The organism is Stenotrophomonas terrae, assembly GCF_039674165.1.
GTDB lineage: Bacteria > Pseudomonadota > Gammaproteobacteria > Xanthomonadales > Xanthomonadaceae > Stenotrophomonas > Stenotrophomonas terrae_A.
The window spans coordinates 80770-106214 of the sequence record NZ_JBDJMY010000005.1 but is presented as its reverse complement, the minus strand read 5'-3'; the positions used below and the strand labels follow the sequence as shown (position 1 = coordinate 106214).

The window sequence follows — 25445 nt, the reverse complement described above, 5'->3', positions numbered from 1 at the left end:
TCGGGAGAGGGGTTGGGGAGAGGGTTGGCCACATCCGCAATGCAGGATTGCATGGGCTTCGCCCCTACCCTCATCCGGCCCTTCGGGCCACCTTCTCCCGGAGGGAGAAGGGTGACTTTCATGTGCGTTCCGGCATCTTCCGCCCATACCGCTGCGCCCACTTCGGCCACTCCCGCACCAGCAACTGCTCCGGCCATACGCCGTACCAGGCATAACCTACCCGGCGTTCGTTCGGAATATCCGCGAACCGCGCCACACGCTCGCCTTCGCGGTTGACGAACATCGGCCGGCCCTGTTGCAGATCGTAGAAGCGTGCCCACAGGCGTGCGCCTGCCAAAGGTTCTATAAGCACGTCCTTGCCGCTGGGCTGGTCGGCGGCCTCGACCTTGCGCATCGCCAGGTCCGGCAGCGCATTTGCCTGCAGCCACTGCAGGCCGGCTTCAATGGCCTCCACCGTCTGCGGGCTCGGCTCGGGTTGACGCATCAGCAGCCGCAGCACGCCTACCGACTCGGACACCGCCAGCGCAGGCAGCTCGTAGGAGCGCGCCTTGGCCGGCTGCAGGCTGACCTCGTCGTACTGCGCCGCCCAGATGCTCAGGCGGCCGTCCATGCGCACCTGCGTGGCCAGCACATTGCCCAACCCACGTTGCAAGGCGGCGTTGGCCTTGCCCCGGTAGTCCGCAGGCAGACCAGCAACGGCGGGTGCGCCTTCTGCGATGTCCTGCAACAGGTCGAGCACGCGGGTCATCGCGTCATCGTTGAAGGTGATCTGATGGCGGTACAGCGAGCGCTCGGGGTAATACTGCGGCCAGCCGCCGTTGGCGTATTGCGCAGCCAGCAGATAGTCCACGCCGCGCTGCGCGGCGCCCAGATACGCCGCGTTGCCGGTGTCCTGCCAAGCCTGCAACAGATGACGGATCTCGCGCGTGGTGGACTTGTTGTCGATGTTGGCATCGTCCACCCGGTCCGGTGCCTGCAGCGCTGCACGCTCGCCAGCACTGAACACATGCTGGTAGTCCACCGCCTTGCCCTGGTATTGCTTGGACCAGCCGCCGGAGGCGGTCTGCAGCAACAACATGTTTTCCGCTTCCGCCTCGGTACGCGGCGCAGCCGCGTGCGCCGGCGGGCATAGCCAGCCCGCACCCAGCAGCAACACGGTCGGTAACCACAAGCACTTCATCGCTTCCTCCTGCATGCAGCGGGATGCCAGCGTGCTGGCATCCCGGTTTTACTGCATTGGCCGTGCAGCTGCCTCATCTCAGAACTTGTAGCGTGCGCCGAGGTAGTACTGGCGGCCGGTGACGGTGTAGCGGTCAGCCATCTGCAAGGCCGAATCCACGTAACGTTGATCCGGCGTGTCCAGCAGGTTGATCGCCTCGAAGGTCAGCGACAGCTTCTTGCTGAGCTTGTACGACATGTTGAAATCCACATTGCGCACGCTGTCCTTGCCGGTTACATCGGGCGTGGCCAGTTGCTTGCCGTCCAGGTCCCAGACGCTCTCCTGGCTCAGGATTTCGCCGATGTAGCCGTCTCGGTAACTGGTGGAAACACGGGCGCTGAACTTGCCATCGTCGTAGTAGAGCGTGGCGTTGTACGAGTTCGGCGACAGGTTGACCAGGTCGTTGTCGGTGAAGGTGGTGGTAATGCTGGTATTGCTGTTGCCGGCCGAGCTGAACATGTACTTGATGCTGGACTCGACATGCGTGTAGTTCAGCTGGATGCCGAACTTGCTCCAGATCCCCGGCAGGAAGGTAAACGGCTGCTGGTAGCTCAGCTCGTAGCCCTTCAGCGGGCCACCCGGGGTGTTGTAGTAGCTCTGCACATTGAACAAGGTGTCGGCGTTGAAGCCCGCTGGCAGCAGATCCAACGAGTAGCCCATGTCGCCCCAGGTCGTCAGCAGGCGGGTGCGCTGCACATAGCTGTCGATGTCCTTGTAGAACAACGCCGCCGACAGCAGCCCGCCATCACCGAAGTACCACTCCGCGCTCAGGTCGTAGTTGGTGGAGCGGAACGGGTCGAGCTTGGGGTTGCCAAGGTTGATCGCGAACACGCGACCATCGTCGAAGTAACCGGTGGGGCCACCGCTGACACTGGGCGAAAGGTAGGCCAGGGTTGGGCGGGCCATTGTCTTGGCCGCGCCAAAGCGCAGCACCACGTTCTCGGCCACGTCCCAGGCCAGGTTCAACGAAGGCAGCACGTCCTGGTAGCTGTGGTTGACCACCGAGCGCACCAGCGAGCGTTCGCCGGCGGCAGCGGTGGCACTGGCGACACCGAAGAACGATTCACAGTTGGCCGAATTGTTGCCCGAGGTGGCCGCGTTGCACGGCGCCCAGCCCGACGCGTTGATCTGGGTATTGACCACACGCACGCCAAGGTTGCCGCGGAAGGCGCGGTCCCATAGCTCGGTGTTGAAATCCAGCTGCAGATAGCCACCCAGGCTGCGCTCGTTGACCTCGAAGTTGTTGTTGGAGGCACCAAAGTGGCCGACGCCGGCCAGGCGGTAGTCACCGCCCTGCACACCGGTATCGCAGTTGCAGTTGATGTTGAGCAGCTCGGCGATCTTGCCGAAGTCCGGGATCAGCCACCCATTCGGCACATTGCCGGACAGGTTCTTGCCGAAGCCGGTCAGGTTGGTGCTCATATCGCCCACGGTCACCCCGGCCGGCAAGGCCTGGGCCAGGCGTCCGTAGCTGATGTGGCGGTACTCCTCCGACTCCATGTCGTAGTCCTTGTAGGCAAGGCCGGTACGCAGGGTGAAGGTCGGATTGATGTTGAACTGCAGATCGATCTTGGCGGTATCGAAGGCGTTGTTGACGTAGCTGGGGTTCAAGCGCACTTCACTGATGTTGCTGCCGCGTGCGGTGCCATTGCTGTTCACCGGCACCGCGCCATAACCCAGCCACGACCATGCCGCCGGGTCGTTCAAGGCAAACGGCAAGGTCATGTTCGGCATGTCACCGCCGTTGCGCATGTCCATCACGAAGCCGTCGACATTGCTGTTGTCGAAGCTCACCAGCGAGAACACCGGGCGCTCATAGTCGGAGCTGGAGTGGCCGAGCACCGCCTCCATCTTCACTGCATCGTTGAAGTGGTGCTCCAGATTCAGGCTGTACTGCTGGAAGGTCGTCGATTCCTCGATCAGGCTCGATTCGGTGCGGAAATCGACGTTGTCGAATACGCCGTAGATCAACCGGTTCTGCGCATCCACCTCGGCCTCGCGCACCACGATCTGGGTCTTGCCGCCGAGGTTGGCCGCGCGGTGCAGGTTGGCACCGATGGAATCTTCGCGCTGCTCCTTGTCCAGCTTGGAGTACATCGCATCGAAGCTGAGCAGGGTGTCATCGGACACCTTGAACTGGAACGCGCCGGTTACGCCCAACCGCTCGATTTCGTGCGCGGTGCGGATGTAACGCGGATAGCGCGGAATCCAGGCATTGGTCGCGGTCTCGTAGGCGGCGATGTTCTCCGGCGTATTGGCCGGGCGAGGCAGGCCGTTACCGCAATGGGTCCTGCTGATGCCGTAGCTGCCCCAGCCGTTGTTGCGGTCCTGGTTGGCCTGGCTGCCGCTGCCGGCGGCGGTTTCATTGGAAGCTGGATTGCGCGGCGTCTGCGGGTTGTAGCCTACCGGCGAGCAGAAACCATAGGTGCCGTTGTTGGCAGCAGTGGCCTGGTTCGAATTGCGGTGGTTGCCGTGTTCCCAACGCACCGGGTTGTAGCCTTCCTCGTAGACGTTGCGCTTGCTGTACGAGCCGGACAGCAGTGCACCGAAACGGCCATCGGCCCAGGTGTTGCTGATCAGGCCAGAAAAGCGCGGATCAAATTTCTCCGACAACTCGCCATAACCGGCCTGCGCCGAGGCCGAGGCCTGGAAGCCGGCGAAATCGAACGGCCGCGAGCCGCGCAGGTCCACGGTTGAGCCCAGCGAACCCTCGTCCATCTGCGCCGACTGGGTCTTGTTGACCTTGACCTGGCTGAAGAGCTCGGAGGCAAAGGTATTGAAATCGAAACCACGGCTGCGGTTGACGCCACTGCTGCCGTTGCCGGCGGTGGCCAGTGCTTCCAGGCCATTGAGGCGCACGCGGGTGAAGTCCGCACCCAGGCCGCGGATCGAGATGCGCTGGCCTTCACCGCCTTCGCGATCAATCGATACGCCAGCGATGCGCTGCAGCGATTCGGCAAGATTCTGGTCGGGGAATTTGCCGATGTCCTCGGCGAAGATCGCATCCACCTGTTCGGTGGTGTAACGCTTTTCGTCCAGCGATTTCTGCAGGCTCTGGCGATAGCCAGTGACGTTCACTGCATCAAGCTGGGTGGCCTCGGCGGCCGCAGGTGCGGACTGGGCAAAGGCGAGGGGAGCGGTCAATACCGAAGCAATGGCGGTTGCCAACAAGGTAACCGGTGTCTTTCCAAAACGACGCTTACGATCCATGCGGTGGGCTCCTTCCCCGGGCGGGGAATCAAGCGGACTGAAAGGGGCGAGAGTGATTTCCCTGGCGAGTACTACAGGCGTTGCCAGGCCGTTGCGGCCCGACAGGAACAAGCGGCAGGCCATGGCGTAAGCAGGCCTGCGGGTACCGAAAGGGCAGGGCCGGATCTGCGGAGAGAATGCGATCCGGTCCCTGCCAAAGTGCAGCTATCAGAACTTGTAACGCAGGCCCAGGGTGAACTGGCGGCCGGTTTCGCTGTATTCCAGCGGCAGCGACACCGACGGGTTGGCCACCCACGATTCCTGCGGTTCGTTGGTCAGGTTGGCGCCTTCCAGGCTGATTTCCAGCTGGTCGCTGATGCGGTAGTGGATGGACGCATCAACGAAGGTGGTGCCGCTCTGGCCGTGCACGCCCAGGCCCTTGCTGTCGAAGCCAGCTTCGGTGCCCGGTACCTGGATCAGGTAATCGTCACGGTTGGTCGCCGAAACACGGCCCGACCAGCTCTCGCCTTCATAGAACAACGTCGCGTTCCAGGCGTTGCGTGACAGCCCGATCAGGTCGTCCTTCTGCGCCATCACGCCACCGGCGGTGACGTACTGGATCTTCGACTCGACGTAGGTGTAGTTCAGCTGGGTACCGAAGTTGGCCCACTTGCCCGGCAGGAAGGTGAACGGCTGGGTGTAGTTGAACTCCACACCGGTCAGGTCGCCACCGGGGGTGTTGACCGGGGTGCTGAACACGAACTCATCAGTGACGCTGGCATTGAGGTTGTCGAGCAGGCTCGCCGGCAGGCCACTGGTCGAGTAGACGCGGCTTTCGCGGGTTGCCTGGATGAAGCTCTCGATGTCCTTGTAGAACAGGCCGACACCGAGCATCGCGCCTTCGGAGAAATACCACTCGAAGCCGAGGTCGGCGGTCTTGGCGCGAATCGGATCCAGCGCCGGGTTGCCACCGCTGACCGTACGCGCACTGCCGCTGACGCTGACGGTGACGCCCGGGGTCAGGCTGCCCAGGCCCGGACGCGACATCACCTTGGCGGCGCCGAAGCGGACCAGGAAGTCCGGGGTGATTTCCGCCACCACATTCAAGGACGGCAGGAAGTCGTTGTATTCACGGCTGACGGTGGTGCTGACCGGCGTGCCGCTGGCCGTGGCGATGCCGCTGGAGGTCTGCTTGGTCTTGACGTAGCGCGCACCGATGTTGCCGGTGAACGGAATCGAGCCGATGTCGAAACCGAACTTGCCCATCAACCAACCGCCGCGGTCCTGTTCCTGCACGCTGCGGATGCTGGCCGCGTAGTCGGCCAGCGCATAGATGCCTTCGCCGCTGAGGATGCCGAACTCATTGGCGATGCCGTTGAAGTTCGGCACCACCCACTTGCCCGGCGAGCCGGACATGCCGTTGAGGCTGGCCAGTTCGGTCATGTTGACCGGCACGATGCGTGTGCCGCCGGCAAAGTTGGGCAGCGAGGTGGCTTCGTTGCCGACGCGACGGCGTTCCATCGAATCGAAGCTGAAGTTCTTCGCCTGCACGCCACCTTCCAGGGTGAGCGACGGGCCCAGCACCCACGAGAACTCCAACTGGCCGTTGTCGAAATCGTTGGTGACGTAGTTCTGACGCAGACGGATGGTGGACAGCGTCCAACCGTTGGGGTCGGTCGGGTTGACGCCGTAGTTGAACACCGGCTTGTTCGGGTTGCCACGGTAGTCGTAGCTGTAACCGTCGACGTTGAGCTTGTCCATCATGACGGTGGCCTGGACCGGGTTGTCGTGCTTGGAGCGCGAGGTACCCACCTTGCCGGTGATGGTGAAGTTGTCGGTCAGGCGATGCTCACCGTCCAGGCTGACCTGGTAGAACTCGGTGCTCCACTCGTCGTGGCGGTTCTCTGCGCGGATGTCGACGTTGTCCATTTCCGCATAGACCAGCGCGCCGTTGCGCACTTCGCCGTTGTTGACGACGATCTGGTTCTTGCCGTCGGCCGACGACTTGCTCAGGCCGTTGGCCTCGATGTACTTCTCATCCCGCTTGGCGTCGATCTTGGAATACAGCGCATCCAGGCTGAAGCTGGTGCGATCGCTGGGCTTGAACTGCAGCGCACCGGTCACGCCCAGACGCTTCTGGTCATGCTCCATCAGCGTGTAGCGCGGGAAGCGCGGCGCATACACGTCCGACTTCAAGGCATCCTTGAACGGCGAAGCGGCGTTGAAACCACCATTGGTGGTACCGCCTGACCAGCGCACGGTGCCGCTGCCTTCTTCAACCGTCTCGCGCTCGGAGTAGGCCACCGACAGCAGCGCACCGAACTTGCCGTCGGCCCAGCTGTTGGCGATCAGGCCTGCAAAACGCGGCATCGCCGATTCGGAGGCATCGTTGTACGAGGCCTGCACATTGGTGACGATGGTCAAGCCGTCATAGTCGAACGGGCGCGCAGTGCGCAGGTCGACGGTGGCGCCCAGCGAACCTTCTTCGACGTCGGCCGAGGCGGTCTTGCGTGCGATCAGCTGGGTGAACAGGTCGGCGGCGAACACGTTGAAGTCGAAACCGCGGCCGCGATTGGTGCCGCCCTGGCCGTCGCTGCTGCCGACAGTGCTCAGCGCTTCCAGGCCGTTGATGCGCACGCGGGTGAAGTCCGGGCCCAGGCCACGCACCGAGATGTTGCGGCCTTCGCCGCCATCACGGGTGATCACCACGCCGGGGATACGCTGCAGCGACTCGGCCAGGTTGCTGTCCGGGAACTTGCCGATGTCCTCGGCGACGATGGCGTCGACAATGCCGGCTTCGCCGCGCTTGATGTCCAGCGCCTTCTCCACGCTGGCGCGGTAGCCGGTAACGGTCACCGCATCCAGTTCGGTGGCGGCGGTGCCGGTGGCCGGCGCAGCTGCATCCTGGGCCATGGCAACGCCTGCCTGCAGGGCCAAACTGATACCCAGTGCAAGCAAGGTAACCGGTGTCTTTTTCTGCGTGATACGTGGATTCATGTGCTTCCCCTCTCCCAGGTTTGCATGCGATGCAGTGGCTCTGGCTTGTGGTTTCTGCCGGATGACACCGCTGGTCAAAACGGAAAGTAGCAGCTGCGTGAAGAGGGAGCATCTTGCACTGCAACAGGAGCCAAACAGGGCTAAAACCTTTGTCTGAGGGACATTGGCGGACGGTAACACGGGCAGACAGAGGGACAGTGGCGGGTAAATGACACCGATAGTCAATCAGCCGTGCCATGATGCGCGCCGATCGACAAGGAGACAGGAATGCCAATGATTTCCCCCCGTGTTGTGTGTTTCGGCGAGCTGTTGCTGCGCCTGGGCGCGCCCGGCAACCAGCTGCTGCTGCAGTCGCCCGCGCTGGACGTGCATGCCGGCGGCGCCGAGGCCAATGTCGGTGTGTCGCTGGCGCACTTCGGCCATGACGTGGCGATGATCAGTGTGGTTGCCGACAACCCGCTGGGAGCGGCGGTGGCCGGTGAACTGCGCCGGCATGGCGTGGACACCTCGCGCGTGCGCCGCAGTGACGGCCGCATGGGCCTGTACTTCCTCACCACCGGCGCGGGCCACCGCCCCAGTGAAGTGGTCTATGACCGGGCCGACTCGGCCTTTGCCAGCGCCCGCGCCGACAGCTACGACTGGCCTGCACTGCTGCAGGGCGCGCAGTGGCTGCACCTGTCCGGGGTCAGTCCGGCACTGGGCCTGGAAGCGGCGCAGGCCACCCTGGCTGCCGCGCGCATGGCCAACGAACGCGGCATCAAGGTCTCCTTCGACGGCAACTTCCGGCCCAAGCTGTGGGAGCGCTGGGGCGGCGACGCCAAGGCGATCCTGCGCGACCTGTTTGATTGCGCGCATATCGTGTTTGCCGACTACCGCGACATCGGCGTGGTGCTGGGCGGCGAGTTCAGCCAGAGCGAGCCGCAGGCACGCGTGGACGCCGCCGCGGCAATGGCATTTGCGGCGTTCCCACGCCTGCAGTACATGGCCTGCACGCAGCGCACCGCGCACAGCGTCGGCCACCATTCGCTGGGCGCGATGCTGCTTGGGCGCGATGGCATCCGCGCGTTGGCACCGGCCGAAGAGCTGACCGATATCGTTGACCGCATTGGCGGTGGCGACGCGTTTGCTGCCGGCGTGCTGCATGGCCTGATCGAGGGCATGGATGCGCAGACCACGATCCGTTTCGGGCTGGCTGCGGGCTGCCTGAAACATTCCATTCCCGGTGATTTCAATCCAGTCGGCGTTGCCGACGTCATGGCCCTGATGGGCGAAGGAAAGTTCGATGTCCGGCGCTGATCCGCGCGTACGCGCAGTGCTCAAACTGGCCCCGGTGATTCCGGTGTTCACTCCCGACAACGTCGATGACGCGGTGCAGGTGGCGCAGGCCTTGTTCAACGGCGGCCTGCCGGTGATCGAAGTCACCCTGCGCACGCCGGTGGCGATGGAGGCGATCAAGGCCATGGTCGAGGCCGTGCCCGATGCGGTGGTGGGTGCCGGCACCGTGCTGACGCCGGCACAGATGGAGAAAGTGAAGTCCGTCGGCGGCCGCTTCGCGGTGTCACCGGGTGCAACCGACACCCTGTATGCGGCGGCACGCGCCACCGACCTGCCGTTCCTGCCCGGCGTTGCGACCTCGTCCGAGCTGATGCGCGGGCTGGAGCACGGCCTGGATACGTTCAAGTTCTTCCCGGCGGTACAGGCCGGTGGCGCAGCGATGTTGTCGGCCTGGAACGGGCCGTTCGGTGATGTGCGTTTCTGCCCGACCGGCGGCATCAGTGCGCAGACCGCATCGCAGTTCCTGCACCTGCCAAATGTGCTGTGCGTGGGCGGTTCGTGGTTGACCACGCGTGAGCTGCTGCAGGCGCGTGATTGGAAGGGGATTGAAGCCTTGGCACGTGCTGCGGCGGTGTTGCCGGGGTGATTTGGTTTTTGGGGTTGGCTCCAGATCAAAGTCAACGTCAAAAGCTGACCCCTCCCCAACCCTCCCCTTGCCTTCGGCAAAGGGAGGGGGCTGAAGCTGCAATTGCGCAGGATGCTGCAGGCCAAACGAACCAACCCTCCCTTGCGCAACGCGCAGGGGAGGGCCGGGGAGGGGTGCTGTTGCTGTTGCTGTTGCTGTTGCTGTCGCTGTCGCTGTCGCTGTCGCTGTTGCTGTTGCTGTTGCTGTTGCTGTTGCTCAGCTTTAGAGCTTCAAGCGCCGATACAAAGTACTGCGGTTAACCCCCAGCCTTTTGGCAGCCAGACTCACATTGCCATCGCAGGCAGCAAGCGTCTGCCGCATCACATCCAAAGCCAGCTCCTGCAAGCTGCCATCCACCACCGGCGCAGCAGCGGCACGCCGCGTGGCCTGATGCAGATACTCCGGCAAGAGTTCCATATCAATCACCGCAGCCGCCTCGGTCAACGCCACCAGGGTGCGCAAACACGCCGCAAGCTGGCGCAGATTGCCGGGCCAGTCGTACGCAACCAGCGCACGCTCCGCTTCCACACTCAGCACTCGTCCCTGCGCCAACGGCAGCCACATCGCCTGCAGCAACTGCGCGCGGTCCTGCGCTTCGCGCAGCGGCGACAGCCGCAGCACGTGATCGGCAATGCGGTAATACAGATCCGAGCGGAAACGGCCTTCGTCCATCGCCTGCTGCAGGTCGCAGTGGGTGGCGCAGATCAGCATGAAATCCAGCTTGACCGGCTTGCCGCCGCCCAGCGGTGACAGCTCGCGGTCCTGCAATACGCGCAGCAGGCGCGGCTGCAGGGCCAGCGGCATGTCGCCGATTTCATCGAGGAACAACACGCCGCCCTGTGCCTGCCGCAGCAGCCCTTGGCTGCCTTGACGGCGTGCGCCGGTGAAGGCGCCTTCCTCGTAGCCGAACAGTTCGGCTTCAATCAATCCTTCGGGCAGGGCCGCGCAGTTCACCGCGACGAAGGGCTTGCCGCTGCGGCTGCCCTGCGCATGCAGCGCGCGCGCCGCCACTTCCTTGCCGGTGCCGGTTTCACCCTGCAGCAGGACCGGCAGGCCGGCCTCCAGTACGCGGCCGGCGCGCAGCAACTGTTCGCGCTGGGCTGCATCGAATACCACGGCGGGTGCGGCTACGGTGGTTGGCAATGGCCGCGCCAGCGGTTGCGTTGCGCCGGCAGCCCGCGTGCGGGTTGGCTGTGTTGGCGCATCCAATTGACCATGCAGCACGCGGCCACTGCGGTCCTGCAGCATGCCCTCGTCGCGCATCCGCGACAGTGGCACCTCGAACAGCGCCTCATACGAAGCGCGGCCGATATCCCCGCGCTCCAACCCGAACAGCCGCAGGCCAACACCATTGGCGGCGACCAGACGGCCATTGCGGAAGCCGAGCAGGGCTTCGCCTGCGGTGCCCAGCAGGGTGCGGTCGTGGTGCAGGCGCAGCAGCTCGCACTCACCCAGACCATTCTCGAAGAAGCGGTGCTCGATACGGTTGGCGGCCAGCCGCGCCAGGCCCATCGCATGCATCTGCTGCACGCTGGCCGGCCCGCTGATATCCAGCACGCCGGCCAACTGCCCATGCGGATTGTGGATGGGCATGGCCGAACAGCTGAGAATGCCGTGCGGGGCGAAGTAGTGTTCGCCGCCACGCACTTCCACCGCGCGGCCTTCGACTATCGCCGTGCCGATGGCATTGGTGCCGACGGCTGACTCGCTCCAGCACACGCCCGGCATCAAGGCCACGCGTCCGGCCTTGTCGAGGAAACCGGCGCTGCCTTCCGCACTGAGGATCCAGCCGCTCTCATCGGTCAGCAGCACCATGCTGCCGGTACTGGCGGTGTGCGCGGCCAGCCCGTCCAGCTCGGCGCGCGCCAGTCGCCATAGCCGCTCATGGCGTTCACGCAGTTCGCGCAGGTTGTGACCGGGCAGGGGCTCCAATGCAGGCTCCGCATCCACCAGCAGGCCGCTGCGCTGGCAGCGCCGCCACGACTGCAGGATGGTGTCGGGCACCGTGCCCACGGGCGTGGTGCCGCGCTCGAAGAACGAGCGGCGGGCGTTGCCCACGCGATGTTGCAGTGCCAGTGCCATGAGCGCTCCTGTGTCGCAATTTGCGACAGCTGTTCAAACCACTGTCCCGATTAACACCACACCCGGACTGGCACTGCAATCACCTGCCGCCTCGCAGCGCAGCAAATTCCTCCGACGCGCAACGTCAGCACTGCGTTTGGCAGCTGCCGCAGCGCAGCAGGCAGAACTTGGCACCGCTCTTGCGCCTGTTACCGCCACCGCCACACACGCGGCCCACACACCGCCGAACCGGAGATCCCGCAATGAACGCAGTCCTGTCCGCCAAGCCGCACGCCACCGATCCGCAGTCGCTGTTCAAATCCCGCTACGGCAACTACATCGGCGGCGAATGGGTCGCCCCGCGCAGTGGCCAATATTTCGACAACACCACGCCGATCACCGGCAAGGTGTTCACCCAGGTGGCGCGTTCCAATGCCGAGGATGTGGAGCTGGCGCTGGACGCCGCACACGCCGCCAAGGACGCCTGGGGCAAGCGTTCGACCACCGAGCGCGCCAACATCCTCAACCGCATTGCCGACCGCATTGAGGAAAATCTTGAACTGATTGCCCACGCCGAAACCTGGGACAACGGCAAGCCCATCCGCGAGACCCTCAACGCCGACGTGCCGTTGATGGCCGACCACTTCCGCTATTTCGCCGGTGCGTTGCGCGCGCAGGAAGGCAGCCTGTCGCAGATCGACAACGACACCGTGGCCTATCACTTCCACGAGCCGCTGGGCGTGGTCGGGCAGATCATCCCGTGGAACTTTCCGCTGCTGATGGCGGCATGGAAGCTGGCGCCGGCCCTGGCCGCCGGCAACTGCGTGGTGCTGAAGCCGGCCGAGCAGACGCCGGCTTCGATCCTGGTGCTGATGGAAGTGATTGGCGACCTGCTGCCGCCGGGCGTGCTCAACATCGTCAACGGCTTCGGCCTGGAAGCGGGCAAGCCGCTGGCCAGCAGCCCGCGTATTTCCAAGATTGCCTTCACCGGCGAGACCAGCACCGGCCGGCTGATCATGCAGTACGCCAGCCAGAACCTGATCCCGGTGACGCTGGAACTGGGCGGCAAGTCGCCCAACATTTTCTTCGCCGACGTGATGGCCGAGGACGATGATTTCCTCGACAAGGCGGTGGAAGGTTTCGTGATGTTTGCCTTCAACCAGGGCGAAGTCTGCACCTGCCCGTCGCGGGTGCTGATCCAGGAATCGATCTACGAAAAATTCATGGAACGCGCGTTGGCGCGGGTGGCGGCGATCAAGCAGGGCAATCCCTTGGACCCCAACACCATGGTCGGCGCGCAGGCCTCGCAGGAGCAGTTGCAGAAGATTCTGTCCTATATCGAAATCGGCAAGGCCGAGGGCGCCGAAGTGCTGATCGGTGGCGAGCAGAACCAGCTCGATGGCGATCTGGCCGATGGCTTCTACGTCAAACCAACGGTGTTCAAGGGCCACAACAAGATGCGCGTGTTCCAGGAGGAAATCTTCGGGCCGGTGGTGTCGGTGACTACCTTCAAGACCGAAGAAGAAGCGCTGGAGATCGCCAACGACACCTTGTACGGCCTCGGCGCCGGTCTGTGGAGCCGCGACGCTTCACGCCTGTACCGCATGGGACGAGCGATACAGGCCGGGCGGGTGTGGACCAACTGTTATCACGCCTATCCGGCCCATGCCGCGTTCGGTGGCTACAAGCAGTCCGGTATCGGCCGCGAGAACCACAAGATGATGCTCGACCACTACCAGCAGACCAAGAACCTGCTGGTCAGCTATTCGCCGAAAAAGCTCGGCTTCTTCTGACCTACGCCCGGATCCGCCCGCTCGGAACTGGCCGGGCGTGATCTGGATCAAGGCGTCAGGCGTGGCTTGGCGCGAAGCTGCACTTATCCCCCGCAAAGGAGATCGATTGATGGACAAGACGATGAAAGCCGCCGTGGTCCGCGAATTCGGCAAGCCGCTGGTGATCGAAGAAGTAACCGTGCCGCGCCCGGCCGCTGGCGACATCCTGGTCAAGATCGAGGCCTGTGGCGTCTGCCACACCGACCTGCACGCCGCCGAAGGCGACTGGCCGGTAAAGCCCAATCCGCCCTTCATTCCCGGCCATGAGGGCGTAGGCCATGTGGTTGCGGTGGGCGAGGGCGTCACCCACATCAAGGAAGGCGACCGCGTCGGCATTCCGTGGCTGTACTCGGCCTGCGGTTATTGCGAGCACTGCCTGGGCGGCTGGGAAACCCTGTGCGAGGCGCAGCAGAACAGCGGCTATTCGGTGAACGGCGGGTTTGCCGAATACGCCCTGGCCAACGCCAATTACGTCGGCCATCTGCCCAAGGAAGTGGGCTTTGTCGAGATCGCGCCAATCCTGTGCGCAGGCGTCACCGTCTACAAGGGCCTGAAGGTCACCGACACCAAGCCCGGTGACTGGGTGGCGATTTCCGGCATCGGCGGCCTCGGCCATATGGCGGTGCAGTACGCCAAGGCGATGGGCTTGAACGTGGCTGCGGTGGATATCGACGACAACAAGCTCGCCCTGGCCAAGCGTTTGGGCGCCAGCATCACCATCAACGCCCGCAACACCGATCCGGCGGCCTTCCTGAAGAAGGAAATCGGCGGCGCACACGGCGCCTTGGTAACGGCGGTATCGCCCAAGGCCTTCGAGCAGGCACTGGGCATGGTGCGGCGTGGCGGCACGGTGTCATTGAATGGCTTGCCGCCGGGTGACTTCCCGCTGGACATCTTCGGCATGGTGCTCAACGGCATCACCGTGCGCGGCTCGATTGTCGGCACCCGCCTGGATCTGCAGGAATCGCTGCAGTTCGCCGCCGAAGGCAAGGTTGCCGCCACGGTGAGCACCGACAAGCTGGAGAACATCAACGACGTCTTCAAGCGCATGCACGAAGGTGCGATTGAAGGCCGCGTGGTGTTGGATTTCAACGCCTGATCGCAACCGGCCAGCACACCCGCACCTCCCCCGGGGTGTGCTGGCTGGATTGCTTTTGAGGGTGTTGGTGTTGGCTTTGGCTTTGGTTTTTGCTTTTGCTTTTGCTTTTTCTTTTGCTTTTCTCCTCTCCCCTTGCGGGAGAGGATGCCGAAGGCAGGAGAGGGGAAGCGGCGAAGCCGCTGCGCTCAAGCACCTCCAGATTGCATAGCCATCGGCAACCGAGCATTACCAGCTTCGCGGCTTACGCCGCTCCTACAAAAAGCTGGATGCCGAAGGCAGGAGAGGGTGCGGCGCAGCCGCAAGCGCTCAAGCACCCCCCAGATTGCGTAGCCATCGGCAACCGAGCATTACCAGCTTCGCGGCTTACACCGCTCCTACAATTGCTGCAGCCCCATCTCGTCTAACGCACGTGCACCGCTGCCACCGGCATGCGGTCCAGCGCCAGCCATGCGTCTTCGACCAGGTCACGTACCTGTTCCCAACGCAGCCGTGAGCCACCGCGTGCCTGTTCCCAATGTTCGGCAAGCTCCCCGTCGGTATCGCCGTTGCCACGCGGCCAGTCCGCCGCGTGCGTGGTCAGGGCGAAGGCATAGGCCGGTTGCAGGTCAAGCCAGCCGCGCGCACCGCGCCGCCGTCGGGCATAGTCCGCCAGGCTGTACTGCACGAAATCCTGCGCCACTTCGTCGGCTGCATGCTGACTGCGCCTGAGCCGGCCACGGCGCATCATCTTCGGATCGACACCGAACAGCGTCGGCGGCGCGGGGCTCTCGATACGATCGGGGCGGTACATGGCACAACCCTCCCAGTTGGGCGGTCACAGATACGCCCGGGGTCGTTAGCGAGGGGTGATCGGGGTGTTTAGGGGGATTTAGCTGAGCGACTGCGTCGATGAAGACAAGGGCAAAAGCAAGCAAAAGCACCCCTCCCCGGCCCTCCCCTTCGCTGTGCGAAAGGGAGGGGGCTGAGCGGCGCCTTCAGCTTTCGCCGAGGTCAATGGCCAATCACCGCGCCCACTGCCACTGCAGCCCCACGGTAACGCTGCGATCCGGCCCCGGCTCGTAATAGCGCTGGTTGCCGTCATTGACGATCACCGAGCCGATGTAGCGCTGGTCCAGCAGGTTGTCCACGCGTGCGAACGCGCGCAGCGGCCCGCGCACCGTGGCCCATTGCCGCGCCATTTCCAGGTTGACCAGGCCGTAACCCGCCGCATTGGCAGTGCCCAGGTCGTTGACCCCGATAGCACTGGCGGCCACCAGTTCCGCCGCCCATTGCCACGGGCCTGGCTGCCACTGCCAACGTGCAAACAGTTGCTGCTGCGGCACCCCCGGCAAACGCGTTCCGGCCGCCACCTCGTTCGTGGGCTGGTTGCAGGGCGAGGGCAGGCCGGTGCAGGTCAGGTAGGCCTGGCGCACCTTGGCCTGCAGCCAGGTATAGGCCAGTTGCAATTGCTGATCGGCACCAATCGGCTGCTGCCAGCTCAGCTCCGCACCCTGGCGGCGGGTGGCACCGATGTTGCGGTAGCTGCTGCGGCCGCCACTATTGGTCGCCACCGCCAGTTCGTCATCGCTGTCGGCACGGAACAGCGCCAGCTCCAGCCGCGCACCGCTTTGCACCCGCCATTTGCTGCCGATCTCGTAATTGCGCGTGCTGCCTGCGGCCAGATCCAGGGCCAGGCCGGCAGCACCGTCGGCGCGGTAGCCCAGTTCGTTGAAGGTCGGTGTTTCAAAACCACGCCCGGCCGAGGCGTACAGACGCAGGTCGTCGCTGGCGCGGAACACCACACCGGCAACCGGGGTAGTCGCTGAGTAATCGCGGCTGCCGCTGTCATCGGGATTGCCGGCGGTGATGTAGTGATCGCGCGAGCGGAACTGTACCTGGCTGTGGCGCGCACCCAGCAGCGCCGACCAGCGTGGGCTGAACTGCCACCAGGACTGCGCGAACTGGTCGAAGTTCTGTACCCGGTCCTGCTGATCGCGGCGCAGCCGGCCCTTGATGCCCAGCGTGCTGCCGACGAAGTTCTCGTAACCGCTGCGGTGTTGTTGCTGGCGGTCGGCATTGGCGCCGATCACCAGTTCCAGCGGCTTGCCGGCCAATTGCCCGTGCAGGGCCCAGCGCGCGTCCAGGCCGCCGTAATCGCTGTCCAGGTCGATCACCCCGCCCGAATGCAGCGGACTGTTCTGCGGCCCCGGTGGAATCGCCAGGAACTGTTCCACCGCGCGCTGGCCGGCATAGCCCATCAGCCGCCAGGTCTGCGCGCCACGCTCCGCGCTGTAGACCGCACCAGCCTGGTTCTGCCGCACCGATTTGCGGGTGTTGTATTGCGTGGCGACCGCCGTGGCCTGGCGCGGGTTGTCGCGCACCTGCTCGCGGCTCAGGCCCAGCGGGTCCTGTGCATGTGGCGCATCAAAGCCGTTGAACAGCAGCTCCAGCCGCTGGCCGACCGCCAGCTCGAAGCCCAGACGCGCATTCACCGATTCCCGCCGGGCCGCGCTGTGCTCACGCCAGCCGTCGGTACGGAAGTGGTTGGCCGCCACGTTGTAGTGCATTGCCCCGGCCAAGCCCTTGAGCTGCACGCCGGTGCTGGAGCTGTTGTTGCTGCCGTAGCTGCTGCGCAGCCGCCACGGATCGCCTTCCTGCCCGTCCGCGCTCCACAACTGCAGCACGCCACCGGAGGAGTTGCCGTACAGCGCCGAGAACGGCCCGCGCAGCACTTCCACCCGCTCCGCGCCAAACACGTTGAAGTGGGACAGCTGGCCCTGGCCATCGGGCATGGTCGCCGGCACCCCGTCGACCAGCAGCCGCACGCCGCGCACGCCGAAGGTGGAGCGCGCCCCAAAGCCACGCAGGGACAGCTGGGTGTCCTGTGCATAATTCTGCCGGTCACGTGCCAGCAAGCCGGGCACTGCGCCCAGCACTTCGGAAAGCTGCGCGCCACGGCCATTGCCGTCGGCATCCACAGCCAGCGTGGTGCTGGAGGCGGGCAGGTCGAAATCATCCACCGCGTGGACCTTGGCCGCCTGGACCTGCACCCGATCCAGCGTTGGGGTGGGCAACTCGTCGGCCAGCGCCGGCAACGCCAGCATCAGCCCGGAAAACGCAAAAAACCGATTACAAGTACGCATCCAGCCATCATCTCCGATCCGCAGAGGCAGCGTCATCGCCCCACGCGCTGAAGTTCCAGCTGAAACCCTACGGCCACGGGGCTCCAGCCCTGTTACGATAATGCGGTTCTGAGCGCGCTTTTGCTGCATCGCCGCGCCGAACGCCCCCACTCCCCGCCACTGATACGAGTATCGCCGTGTCCTTCTTTGCAAACGTCGAACAGGTTCCTGGTGACCCGATTCTGGGTCTGACCGAGGCTTACAACGCTGACAGCCGCACCACCAAGGTCAATCTTGGCGTGGGCATCTACTACGACGAGAGCGGCCGTATTCCGCTGCTGCGCGCCGTCAAGCAGATCGAGCAGACGCTTGCCGCCGAGGCCAAACCGCGCGGTTACCTGCCCATCGACGGCCTGCCGGCCTACACCCAGGCCACCCAGAAGCTGGTATTCGGCGAAGGCTCGGATCTGCTGGCCGCTGGCCGCGTTGCCACCTCGCAGACCGTTGGCGGCAGCGGTGCGCTGCGCGTCGGTGCCGACCTGCTCAAGCGCCTGCTGCCGCACGCCACCATCGCCATCAGCAACCCGAGCTGGGAAAACCATCGCGCCGTGTTCGGCGCCGCCGGTTTTGACGTGGTCGACTACTCCTATTACGACAACGCCGCGCACGGCCTGGATTTCGCCGGCATGCTGGCCGACCTGCAGAAGCTGCAGCCGGGCACCGTGGTGCTGCTGCACGCCTGCTGCCACAACCCGACCGGCGCCGACCTGAGCACCGAGCAGTGGAAGCAGGTTGCCGCGCTGCTGAAGGACCGCCAGCTGTTCCCCTTCATCGACATGGCCTACCAGGGCTTCGACAAGGGCATCGAGCAGGACGGCCAGGCCGTACGCATCGTCGCCGAGGCCGGCATCGACAGCTTCATCGTCGCCAACTCGTACTCCAAGTCGTTCTCGCTGTACGGCGAGCGCGTGGGTGCGTTGTCGGTGGTGGGCCCGGATGCAACCTCGACCAAGGCCGTGCAGTCGCAGGTCAAGCGCATCATCCGCACCATCTACTCCAGCCCGTCCACTCATGGTGCCGCCCTGGTGGCCGGCGTGCTGGGCAGCGGCGAGCTGCGTGGCGTGTGGGAAGCCGAGCTGACCGAAATGCGTGAGCGCATCCACGCCCTGCGTGCGGGCATGGTGCAGAAGCTGGCCGCCCTGGGCGCGCCGGAGTTCGGCTTCATCCAGCAGCAGGCCGGCATGTTCTCCTACTCGGGCCTGAGCAAGGCACAGGTAGACACGCTGCGTGACGACTACGGCATCTACGCCGTCGGCACTGGCCGCATCTGCGTGGCCGCACTGAGCCAGAACAACCTGGACTACGTGGCCAAGGCGGTTTACGAAGTCAGCCGCGGCTGATTCATCGTTGCTGCTGATGTGTTGAAAAAGCCCGGGGAAACCCGGGCTTTTTTGTGGTTTTAGGGTTGTGGATAAGGCTGTGGAGTAAGAGCTCTAAAGCTTTAAAGCACCCCTCCCCAACCCTCCCCTTGCCTCCGGCAAAGGGAGGGGGCGGTTCCTGCAGCCGGCACTATCTTGCGCAACCGCAGCTTTGCCCCCTCCCTTTGCCGCAGGCAAGGGGAGGGTTGGGGAGGGGTGCTCTTGCAACTGCAACTGCAACTGCAACTGCAGTTGCAGTTGCAGTTGCAGTTGCCCCCAGCCTTATCCACAACCCCTAGGGATATCCACAGCTAGCCCGGCACCACCCAGGTAACCACCACCGCAGCCGCCACCATCGCCCCCAGCCCAAAGGCCACACCGGCACCATAACGCCCGCCACCACTGGCAAACGCCAGCACCGACTTGGCCAACGACGCCGAGGCCAGCAAGGCCACCACGCCCCAGCGCGCCTGCGCCAACTCCAGGCCACCCGAGGCGGTCAGCCCGGCAATGCTGGCTGCCGCCGCATGCAGCTCCCCCAGAGCGGCAATCGTCGCCCCGGCCAAGGCGCCGGCCTGTCCGAACAGCTGTCGCAGCCCTTCGGACAACAGCAGCACCACCGCAATCACCAGCGCGATCAACAAGGCGTGCTTGAGCTGGAAGGCCTTCGCGGTTGGCCCCTGCGGCACTGCTTCATCGGCTACATGGCGCAGCCCCAACGCCGAACACAGCAGCAGCACCAGTGCCGCTGCCGCCAGCGGCCACGCCGAAACTTTCAGCAATGTCGGCGAACTGGTACCGATAACCGCCGCAAACAGCAGCAACGATGCAAGGTTGGCCAACAAGGCCGCAGCCACTGAAGGCATCACCAACCCCGGCGCGCCACGGCTGCCGCGGCCAAACCCGGCCACTGCCGCGGTGGAGGAGGCAAAGCCGGAAAAGAACCCGGCCACCGGCAAGCCCCAGCGCGCGCCCACCGCCCGCAAGGCGATGTGACCGAGCATGCCCACGCCCATCACCAGCACTACGATCTGCCACAGCTTGGACGGCACCAGCACGCCCCAGGGGTCAACCGCACGGTCAGGCAGCATCGGCAGCACCACCAGCGCGCAGGCCGCCAGCAGCAGGGCGTCACGTACTTCCTGATCGCTGATCACTTCCCGGCTCAGCCGCGCCAATGGCGCCTTGGCCCACAGCAGGATGGCCACCACCACGCCCAGTGCCGCAGCCAAGGCCTGCTGTTGCATGCCAAGGCCGCCCAGCAGCACGGTTATCAACAGGGCGATCTCACCGGTCAGACCGGGATCCTCACGCGAGGTCACGCGATAGCTGGTCCAGGCGAGCGCCGCTACGGCCAGCAGGGCCACCACGAACACCGCTTGGCCCAGCATCAGCCCGGCCGCGCCCAGCAAGGCGGCCAACGCGTGCGTGCGCACGCCCGCCTGCAGGCTGGTGCGGCCACCGTGCTGGCGCTCGCGCACCGCACCGATCAGCAGGCCGATGCCCAAGGCAGTCAACAAACCGTGTATGGCCTGATTCCAATCCATCGTGTTCTCCAGCAAGGCCCTGAATGGTACGAAGCCTGTGGATAAAGCCAATACCCACGGACTTATCCACATCTCATTCGCAGATGGAGTTATCCCCAATCGCTTGTGGATAACCCTGCTGCGCCAGCCATGCCGGGGATTTTCTCCGTCGGCCCAGTGGCGCAACGCAGCGGCTGCTGGCGGCTGTCCATATTTGTCCACAGAAAGACAAAGTCTGGCCATGGCTCGTAAAAAAAGGGCCCAGCCGCGACAATAGCCGCCCTTTCGTCTGAAGGTAGCTCCCGTCCATGTCCCGTACGTCGCTGACCCGTTTCCTGATCGAAGAACAGCATGCCAAGCGCATCAACGCCGACCTGCGCCAACTGGTGGCCGTCGTCGCCCGCGCCTGCACCAGCATCTCGATCGCCGTCAGCAAGGGCGCCCTGGGCGGCGTACTGGGTGATGCCGGCACCGGCAACGTGCAGGGCGAGGCGCAGAAGAAGCTCGATGTGATCTCCAACGAGATCCTGCTCGAAGCCAACGCCTGGGGCGGCCACCTGGCCGCCTGTGCCTCCGAGGAAATGGACCACAGCCAGCTGGTGCCATCGGAATATCCACAGGGCGACTTCCTGCTGCTGTTCGACCCGCTGGATGGCAGCTCCAACATCGACGTCAACGTCTCGGTCGGCACCATCTTCTCGGTACTGCGTGCGCCCAAGGGTGTGGATAACCCGGGCGACGAGCACTTCCTGCAGCCGGGCACCCAGCAGGTGGCTGCCGGTTACTGCATCTACGGGCCCAGCACCATGCTGATCCTGACCGTCGGCCACGGCACCCACGCCTTCACCCTGGACCGTGAAACCGGCGAGTTCGTGCTGACCCAGCGCGGCATGCAGGTGCCGGCGGACACCAAGGAATTCGCCATCAACATGTCCAACCAGCGCCATTGGGAGGCGCCGATGCAGGGCTATGTGGCCGATCTGCTGGCCGGCAAGGAAGGCGTGCGCGCCAAGGACTTCAACATGCGCTGGATCGCCTCGATGGTGGCCGACGTGCATCGCATCCTGACCCGCGGCGGCATCTTCATCTACCCGTGGGACAAGAAGGACCCGTCCAAGGCCGGCAAGCTGCGCCTGATGTACGAAGCCAACCCGATGGCGCTGCTGGTGGAGCAGGCCGGCGGCGCCGCCACCGATGGCCGCGAGCGCATCCTCGACATCGCCCCGACCCAGTTGCACCAGCGCGTGCCGGTGTTCCTCGGCTCGAAGAACGAAGTCGCCGAAGCCACCCGCTACCACCGCGACCACGACGCCTGAGCAACCGCTCCTGTTTCGCGCAAAGCCCCGGGGGCACGGCGCTTACCCGGGCTACGGCTGTGCGTAGTGCCGAGCCATGCTCGGCAGGGGCTTTCCCGGTAAACCAAACTGGCATTGCTTGGTAAGGCCCCTTGCCGAGCATGGCTCGGCACTACACATGCGGGGCGGTTCGCGCCACCATCGGCGGTAGCTCTCCGGAGATACCGTCGATGCGCGGATTCATCATGCTGTTGATGCTGCTGGCTCCCAGCTGGGCCTGGGCACAAACATCCACAACGCTGGAACAGGCCGACGCGGCCTGGAACCAGCTGCGCCTGCATGGCGATGCCAAGGCACTGGCGCCCTTGCTGGCCGACGACTGGCTGCTCACCCATTCCGATGGCCGTGTGCAGCACAAGGCCGACTACCTGCAGGAACTGGCAACACGTCAGCGCCGCAATACCCGCATCGACAACGAAGACGTGCAGATTCGTCAGCATGGCGATACCGCGGTGATCACCGGTACCAGCGTGCAGGCCGCCATCAGCGATGGCAAACCCTGGGAGGGCAGGTTCCGCTTCACCCGCGTCTGGCTGCTGCGCGACGGCCAATGGCAGATGCTGGCCTCGCATTCCTCACGGCTGGCGGAGACCACGCAATGAGCGTGCCCGACTTCATCGAGGTCTACGACAACGTACTGACCGCTGCCGATTGTGCAGCCATCGTCGAACGCCTGCGCCGCAGTACACAGCTCACGCCCGGCCAGGTCGGCAGCGGCGTATTCCCAGAACTCAAGCGCAGCCACGACCTGCGCATCAGCGGCAACGACGGTTGGCGCGATGTCGAACAGCGCCTGCAGCATGCCGTTTTCAACGGCATGCTGCATTACCTGCGGCGTTACCCACAGGTTTTGATTTCGCCGTTGATGCTGCAGGTGCCCGACGCGGAAGGCCAGGCGCGGCGACTGGGTGCGGATGATTTCCAAGGGATGGACGATGCCGCGCTATCCGAACTCGCGCGCACCTGCCTGCGACCCGGCGCGATCAACCTGCAGTGGTATACAGCGGGCGAGGGCGGCTATCCGTATTGGCACTGCGAACTGTTCCCGCGCGACCCGGGCGGCGAAACCCTGCACCGCCATCTGCTATGGACGCTGTATCTCAACGATGGCTTCGAAGACGGCGAGACCGAGTTTCTGTTCCAGCAACGCAAGGTGGTGCCGCGTACCGGTAGCCTGTTGATTGCACCGACAGCCTTCACCCACACCCATCGCGGTAATCGCCCGCAGGGTGGGGATAAGTTCATTGCGACGAGTTGGATATTGTTCCAGTCGGCGCAGCGCTTGTATGGGGATGGTGGCTGATCCCTATCACTCACAGGGATTGCCCGCCTCACCGGTAGAGCCGAGCCATGCTCGGCTGAAGCTTTACCCGTAAACCCCATGTAGGAGCGGCGTAAGCCGCGACGCTGGCAATCCATCCGGGGTGGTGATGCCCTGCAGTTTCATTGCTGCCGGCTTCGCGGCTTACGCCGCTCCCACAACTGACATCGCGTGCTGCCGAGCATGGCTCGGCACTACAGTTGCGCGCCTAGAACAACTCGCCCTGCAGCGATGGCTTCTTCGGTGGCAGCGGGGCGATGAATTTGCTGCAGTCCAGCCATGGCCATTGCTGACGCGATGCGTTGAAGCCCAGCCGCTTGCTGGCAAGTTTGAAGCGGTTTGCCAGCAGGTCGGCATACACACCTTCGCCGCGCATGCGCTTGCCGAACTGGCTGTCGTAATCCTTGCCGCCGCGCAGTTGGTTGATGGTGCTCATCACATGCTCCGCGCGCTGTGGGTAATGCGCGTCCAACCAGTCGCGGAACAGCGGTGCCACTTCGTAGGGCAGACGCAGCAGCACATAACCGGCGCTGCTGGCGCCGGCCTCGCGTGAGGCTTCCAGCACCGCTTCCAGTTCGGCGTCGTTGATCCATGGAATCACCGGCGCCACCATCACGCCTACCGGAATACCGGCATCGCTCAACCTGCGCATCGCACGCAGCCGTGCATGCGGTGCCGACGCACGCGGTTCGAGTTTGGCCGACAGATGCGGGTCCAGCGAAGTCACCGAGAAGTGCACGCTGACCAGCTGCTGCTCTGCCAAAGGCGCGAGCAGATCCATGTCGCGCTCGACCAGCGCGTTCTTGGTGATCAGCGAGAACGGATGCCTGGTTTCCTGCATTACCTCGATCAGCTGGCGGGTGATGCCCAGCTTGCGTTCGATGGGCTGGTAGGCGTCGGTGTTGATACCCAGCGCTATCGGCTGCGGCACGTAGCCAGGCTTGGACAGCTCGCGCCGCAACACTTCAGCCGCATTGGTCTTGGCGAAGATCTTGGTTTCAAAATCCAGGCCCGGCGACAGGTTCAGATAGGCATGCGTCGGCCGCGCGAAACAATACGAGCAACCATGCTCGCAGCCACGGTAGGGATTGACCGATTGGCTGAAGCCCACGTCCGGCGAGTTGTTGCGGCTGATGATGCTGCGCGCGGTTTCCGGGCGCACGTCGGTGCGCAGCCTGGCCTCGGCGAATTCCTCGCTCTCATCGACCGCCCAGCCGTCATCGACAGCTTCGCTGGTCTGGGTTTCGAAACGGCCGGGCAGGTGGGTGCTGGCACCGCGGCCCTTGATCGGGGTAGGCATATGCCTACGCTAACGCGGCTTGGTCGCAGGATCTGCGACAAGCCGCATTCATCCAGCGCGCGCTTCAGCCAGCCTTGGGCTTGATCACCAGGGTGGCGCTCATGCCGGCGCTGAGCACGGCATCGGCCGGTACCGAGGCCGGGTCGATGCTCACCCGCACCGGCACGCGTTGTGCCAGCCGCACCCAGTTGAAAGTAGGTTCGACCTCGGCCAGCAGATTGCTGCCGGTAGGGCCGGCTGCATCAGCCACACCGGTGGCAATGCCTTCGACCTTGCCCCGCAGGTGCAGGCCGCCGGCCATCAGGCGGATATCCACAAGGTCGCCGCGATGGATCTTCGGCAGCTTGGTTTCCTCGAAGTAGCCGTAGACCCACATGCCTTCGCTGGCGACCAGCGCCATCCGCGCCTGGCCGGCGGCGGCGTAGTCGCCCACGCGCACGTCGAGGTTGGTGATGGTGCCGTCGGCGCTTGCGCGTACTTCGGTGCGTGCCAGCTCCAGCTGTGCCTGCTGCAGGATGACGCGCGCCTGCTGCAGGGCCGCGCTGGCCTGCTGGCTGCCAGCGCTGGCGGCATGCGCGCTGGCCTGTGCCTGCTTCCAGCTGGCCTGTGCGGCCTGCGCTACCGCACGGGCATCGGCCTGCGATTCGCGCGAGACGATGCCGTCGAGCTGGGCGCGACGCTGTGCCTGCTCCTGGCGCATCTGGAACTCGGCCTGGCTGGCGTTGGCACCGGCACTGGCGGCGGAAATCGAGGCGCCCGCCGCACGTGCAGCGGCTTCAGCGGCCTGCAGATCGGCCTCGGCCTTGGCCACCGCCAGGGCATAGCGGTCACGGTCGATGACGAACAGCAGCTCGCCCTTCTTGACCAGTTGGTTGTCATGCACGGCCACCTCGGTGACCAGGCCGGACACATCCGGCGCAAGACGCACCACTTCGGCACGCAGGCGTGCATCGCGCGTCCATGGCGTAAGCATGTATTGGTGCCAGACCACGTAGGCAAGCACTGCGGCAAGCAGCACCACCACGCTGGTGACACCACCTCGTATCAGGCTGGCGGTTTTCATCGGT

Annotated in this window: 17 protein-coding genes; 8 read left to right on the top strand and 9 right to left on the bottom strand. The window is 64.6% G+C overall.

The window, feature by feature from the left end; genetic code table 11:
* Nucleotides 1–118: 118 nt before the first annotated feature.
* The 3 genes from pelA to ABE493_RS03780 form a co-directional block, all read right to left on the bottom strand.
* Nucleotides 119–1180, bottom strand: a complete 1062-nt coding sequence (gene pelA / locus ABE493_RS03790) for a pectate lyase (protein ID WP_346497432.1) — start codon at nt 1178–1180, stop codon at nt 119–121.
* 78 nt (nt 1181–1258) lie between these two features.
* Nucleotides 1259–4429: a TonB-dependent receptor gene (locus ABE493_RS03785; protein WP_346497430.1), complete on the bottom strand. Its 3171-nt coding sequence runs from the start codon at nt 4427–4429 to the stop codon at nt 1259–1261.
* 207 nt (nt 4430–4636) lie between these two features.
* Nucleotides 4637–7405, bottom strand: a complete 2769-nt coding sequence (locus ABE493_RS03780) for a TonB-dependent receptor (RefSeq protein WP_346497428.1) — start codon at nt 7403–7405, stop codon at nt 4637–4639.
* A 273-nt stretch (nt 7406–7678) separates the two neighbouring features.
* Between ABE493_RS03780 and ABE493_RS03775 the strand changes: the two genes are divergently transcribed.
* Together ABE493_RS03775 and eda are read left to right on the top strand one after the other, a co-directional pair.
* The gene (locus ABE493_RS03775; protein WP_346497426.1) at nt 7679–8701 is read left to right on the top strand and encodes a sugar kinase; all 1023 of its coding nucleotides are present in this window, start codon (nt 7679–7681) and stop codon (nt 8699–8701) included.
* On the top strand, nt 8688–9326 hold the full coding sequence (eda, locus tag ABE493_RS03770; RefSeq protein WP_346497424.1) for a bifunctional 4-hydroxy-2-oxoglutarate aldolase/2-dehydro-3-deoxy-phosphogluconate aldolase: 639 nt from the start codon (nt 8688–8690) through the stop codon (nt 9324–9326). The genes ABE493_RS03775 and eda overlap by 14 nt, the downstream gene beginning before the upstream one ends.
* Nucleotides 9327–9587: 261 nt before the next feature.
* Here eda and ABE493_RS03765 read toward each other — a convergent pair whose 3' ends face one another.
* Nucleotides 9588–11447 (bottom strand): sigma-54-dependent Fis family transcriptional regulator, encoded by a 1860-nt coding sequence (locus ABE493_RS03765; protein WP_346497422.1) that lies wholly within the window; start codon nt 11445–11447, stop codon nt 9588–9590.
* Between the two features lie 242 nt (nt 11448–11689).
* Here ABE493_RS03765 and adh point away from each other — a divergent pair, with 242 nt between their 5' ends.
* On the top strand, nt 11690–13219 hold the full coding sequence (gene adh / locus ABE493_RS03760; protein WP_346497420.1) for an aldehyde dehydrogenase: 1530 nt from the start codon (nt 11690–11692) through the stop codon (nt 13217–13219).
* 109 nt (nt 13220–13328) lie between these two features.
* Entirely contained in the window at nt 13329–14357 is a 1029-nt protein-coding gene (gene adhP / locus ABE493_RS03755; RefSeq protein ID WP_346497418.1) for an alcohol dehydrogenase AdhP, read from the top strand.
* A 400-nt stretch (nt 14358–14757) separates the two neighbouring features.
* On the opposite strand, the gene ABE493_RS03750 is transcribed toward adhP, so the two are convergent.
* Complete coding sequence (locus ABE493_RS03750; RefSeq protein WP_346497492.1) at nt 14758–15081, bottom strand: hypothetical protein; 324 nt, start codon at nt 15079–15081, stop codon at nt 14758–14760.
* 277 nt (nt 15082–15358) lie between these two features.
* A complete protein-coding gene (locus ABE493_RS03745; protein WP_346497490.1) occupies nt 15359–17440 on the bottom strand; it encodes a TonB-dependent receptor family protein in 2082 nt (693 codons plus the stop codon).
* Between the two features lie 215 nt (nt 17441–17655).
* Between ABE493_RS03745 and ABE493_RS03740 the strand changes: the two genes are divergently transcribed.
* A complete protein-coding gene (locus ABE493_RS03740) occupies nt 17656–18858 on the top strand; it encodes an amino acid aminotransferase (RefSeq protein ID WP_346497416.1) in 1203 nt (400 codons plus the stop codon).
* A gap of 329 nt (nt 18859–19187) precedes the next feature.
* Here the strand turns inward: ABE493_RS03740 and ABE493_RS03735 are convergent, their stop codons facing one another.
* Nucleotides 19188–20423 (bottom strand): MgtC/SapB family protein, encoded by a 1236-nt coding sequence (locus ABE493_RS03735; RefSeq protein WP_346497414.1) that lies wholly within the window; start codon nt 20421–20423, stop codon nt 19188–19190.
* Nucleotides 20424–20710: 287 nt separating this feature from the next.
* Here ABE493_RS03735 and ABE493_RS03730 point away from each other — a divergent pair, with 287 nt between their 5' ends.
* From ABE493_RS03730 to ABE493_RS03720, 3 genes are all read left to right on the top strand, one after another.
* Entirely contained in the window at nt 20711–21718 is a 1008-nt protein-coding gene (locus ABE493_RS03730) for a class 1 fructose-bisphosphatase (protein ID WP_346497412.1), read from the top strand.
* A gap of 209 nt (nt 21719–21927) precedes the next feature.
* Entirely contained in the window at nt 21928–22359 is a 432-nt protein-coding gene (locus tag ABE493_RS03725) for a nuclear transport factor 2 family protein (RefSeq protein WP_346497410.1), read from the top strand.
* Nucleotides 22356–23060 carry a 2OG-Fe(II) oxygenase gene (locus ABE493_RS03720; RefSeq protein ID WP_346497408.1) on the top strand — a complete coding sequence of 235 codons (705 nt, stop codon included), beginning with the start codon at nt 22356–22358 and terminating at the stop codon, nt 23058–23060. Before ABE493_RS03725 ends, ABE493_RS03720 begins: the two co-directional genes overlap by 4 nt.
* Nucleotides 23061–23286: 226 nt before the next feature.
* Here ABE493_RS03720 and ABE493_RS03715 read toward each other — a convergent pair whose 3' ends face one another.
* Nucleotides 23287–24378: a PA0069 family radical SAM protein gene (locus ABE493_RS03715; RefSeq protein WP_346497406.1), complete on the bottom strand. Its 1092-nt coding sequence runs from the start codon at nt 24376–24378 to the stop codon at nt 23287–23289.
* A gap of 64 nt (nt 24379–24442) precedes the next feature.
* Nucleotides 24443–25441, bottom strand: a complete 999-nt coding sequence (locus tag ABE493_RS03710; protein ID WP_346497404.1) for an HlyD family secretion protein — start codon at nt 25439–25441, stop codon at nt 24443–24445.
* Between the last annotated feature and the right edge of the window lie 4 nt (nt 25442–25445).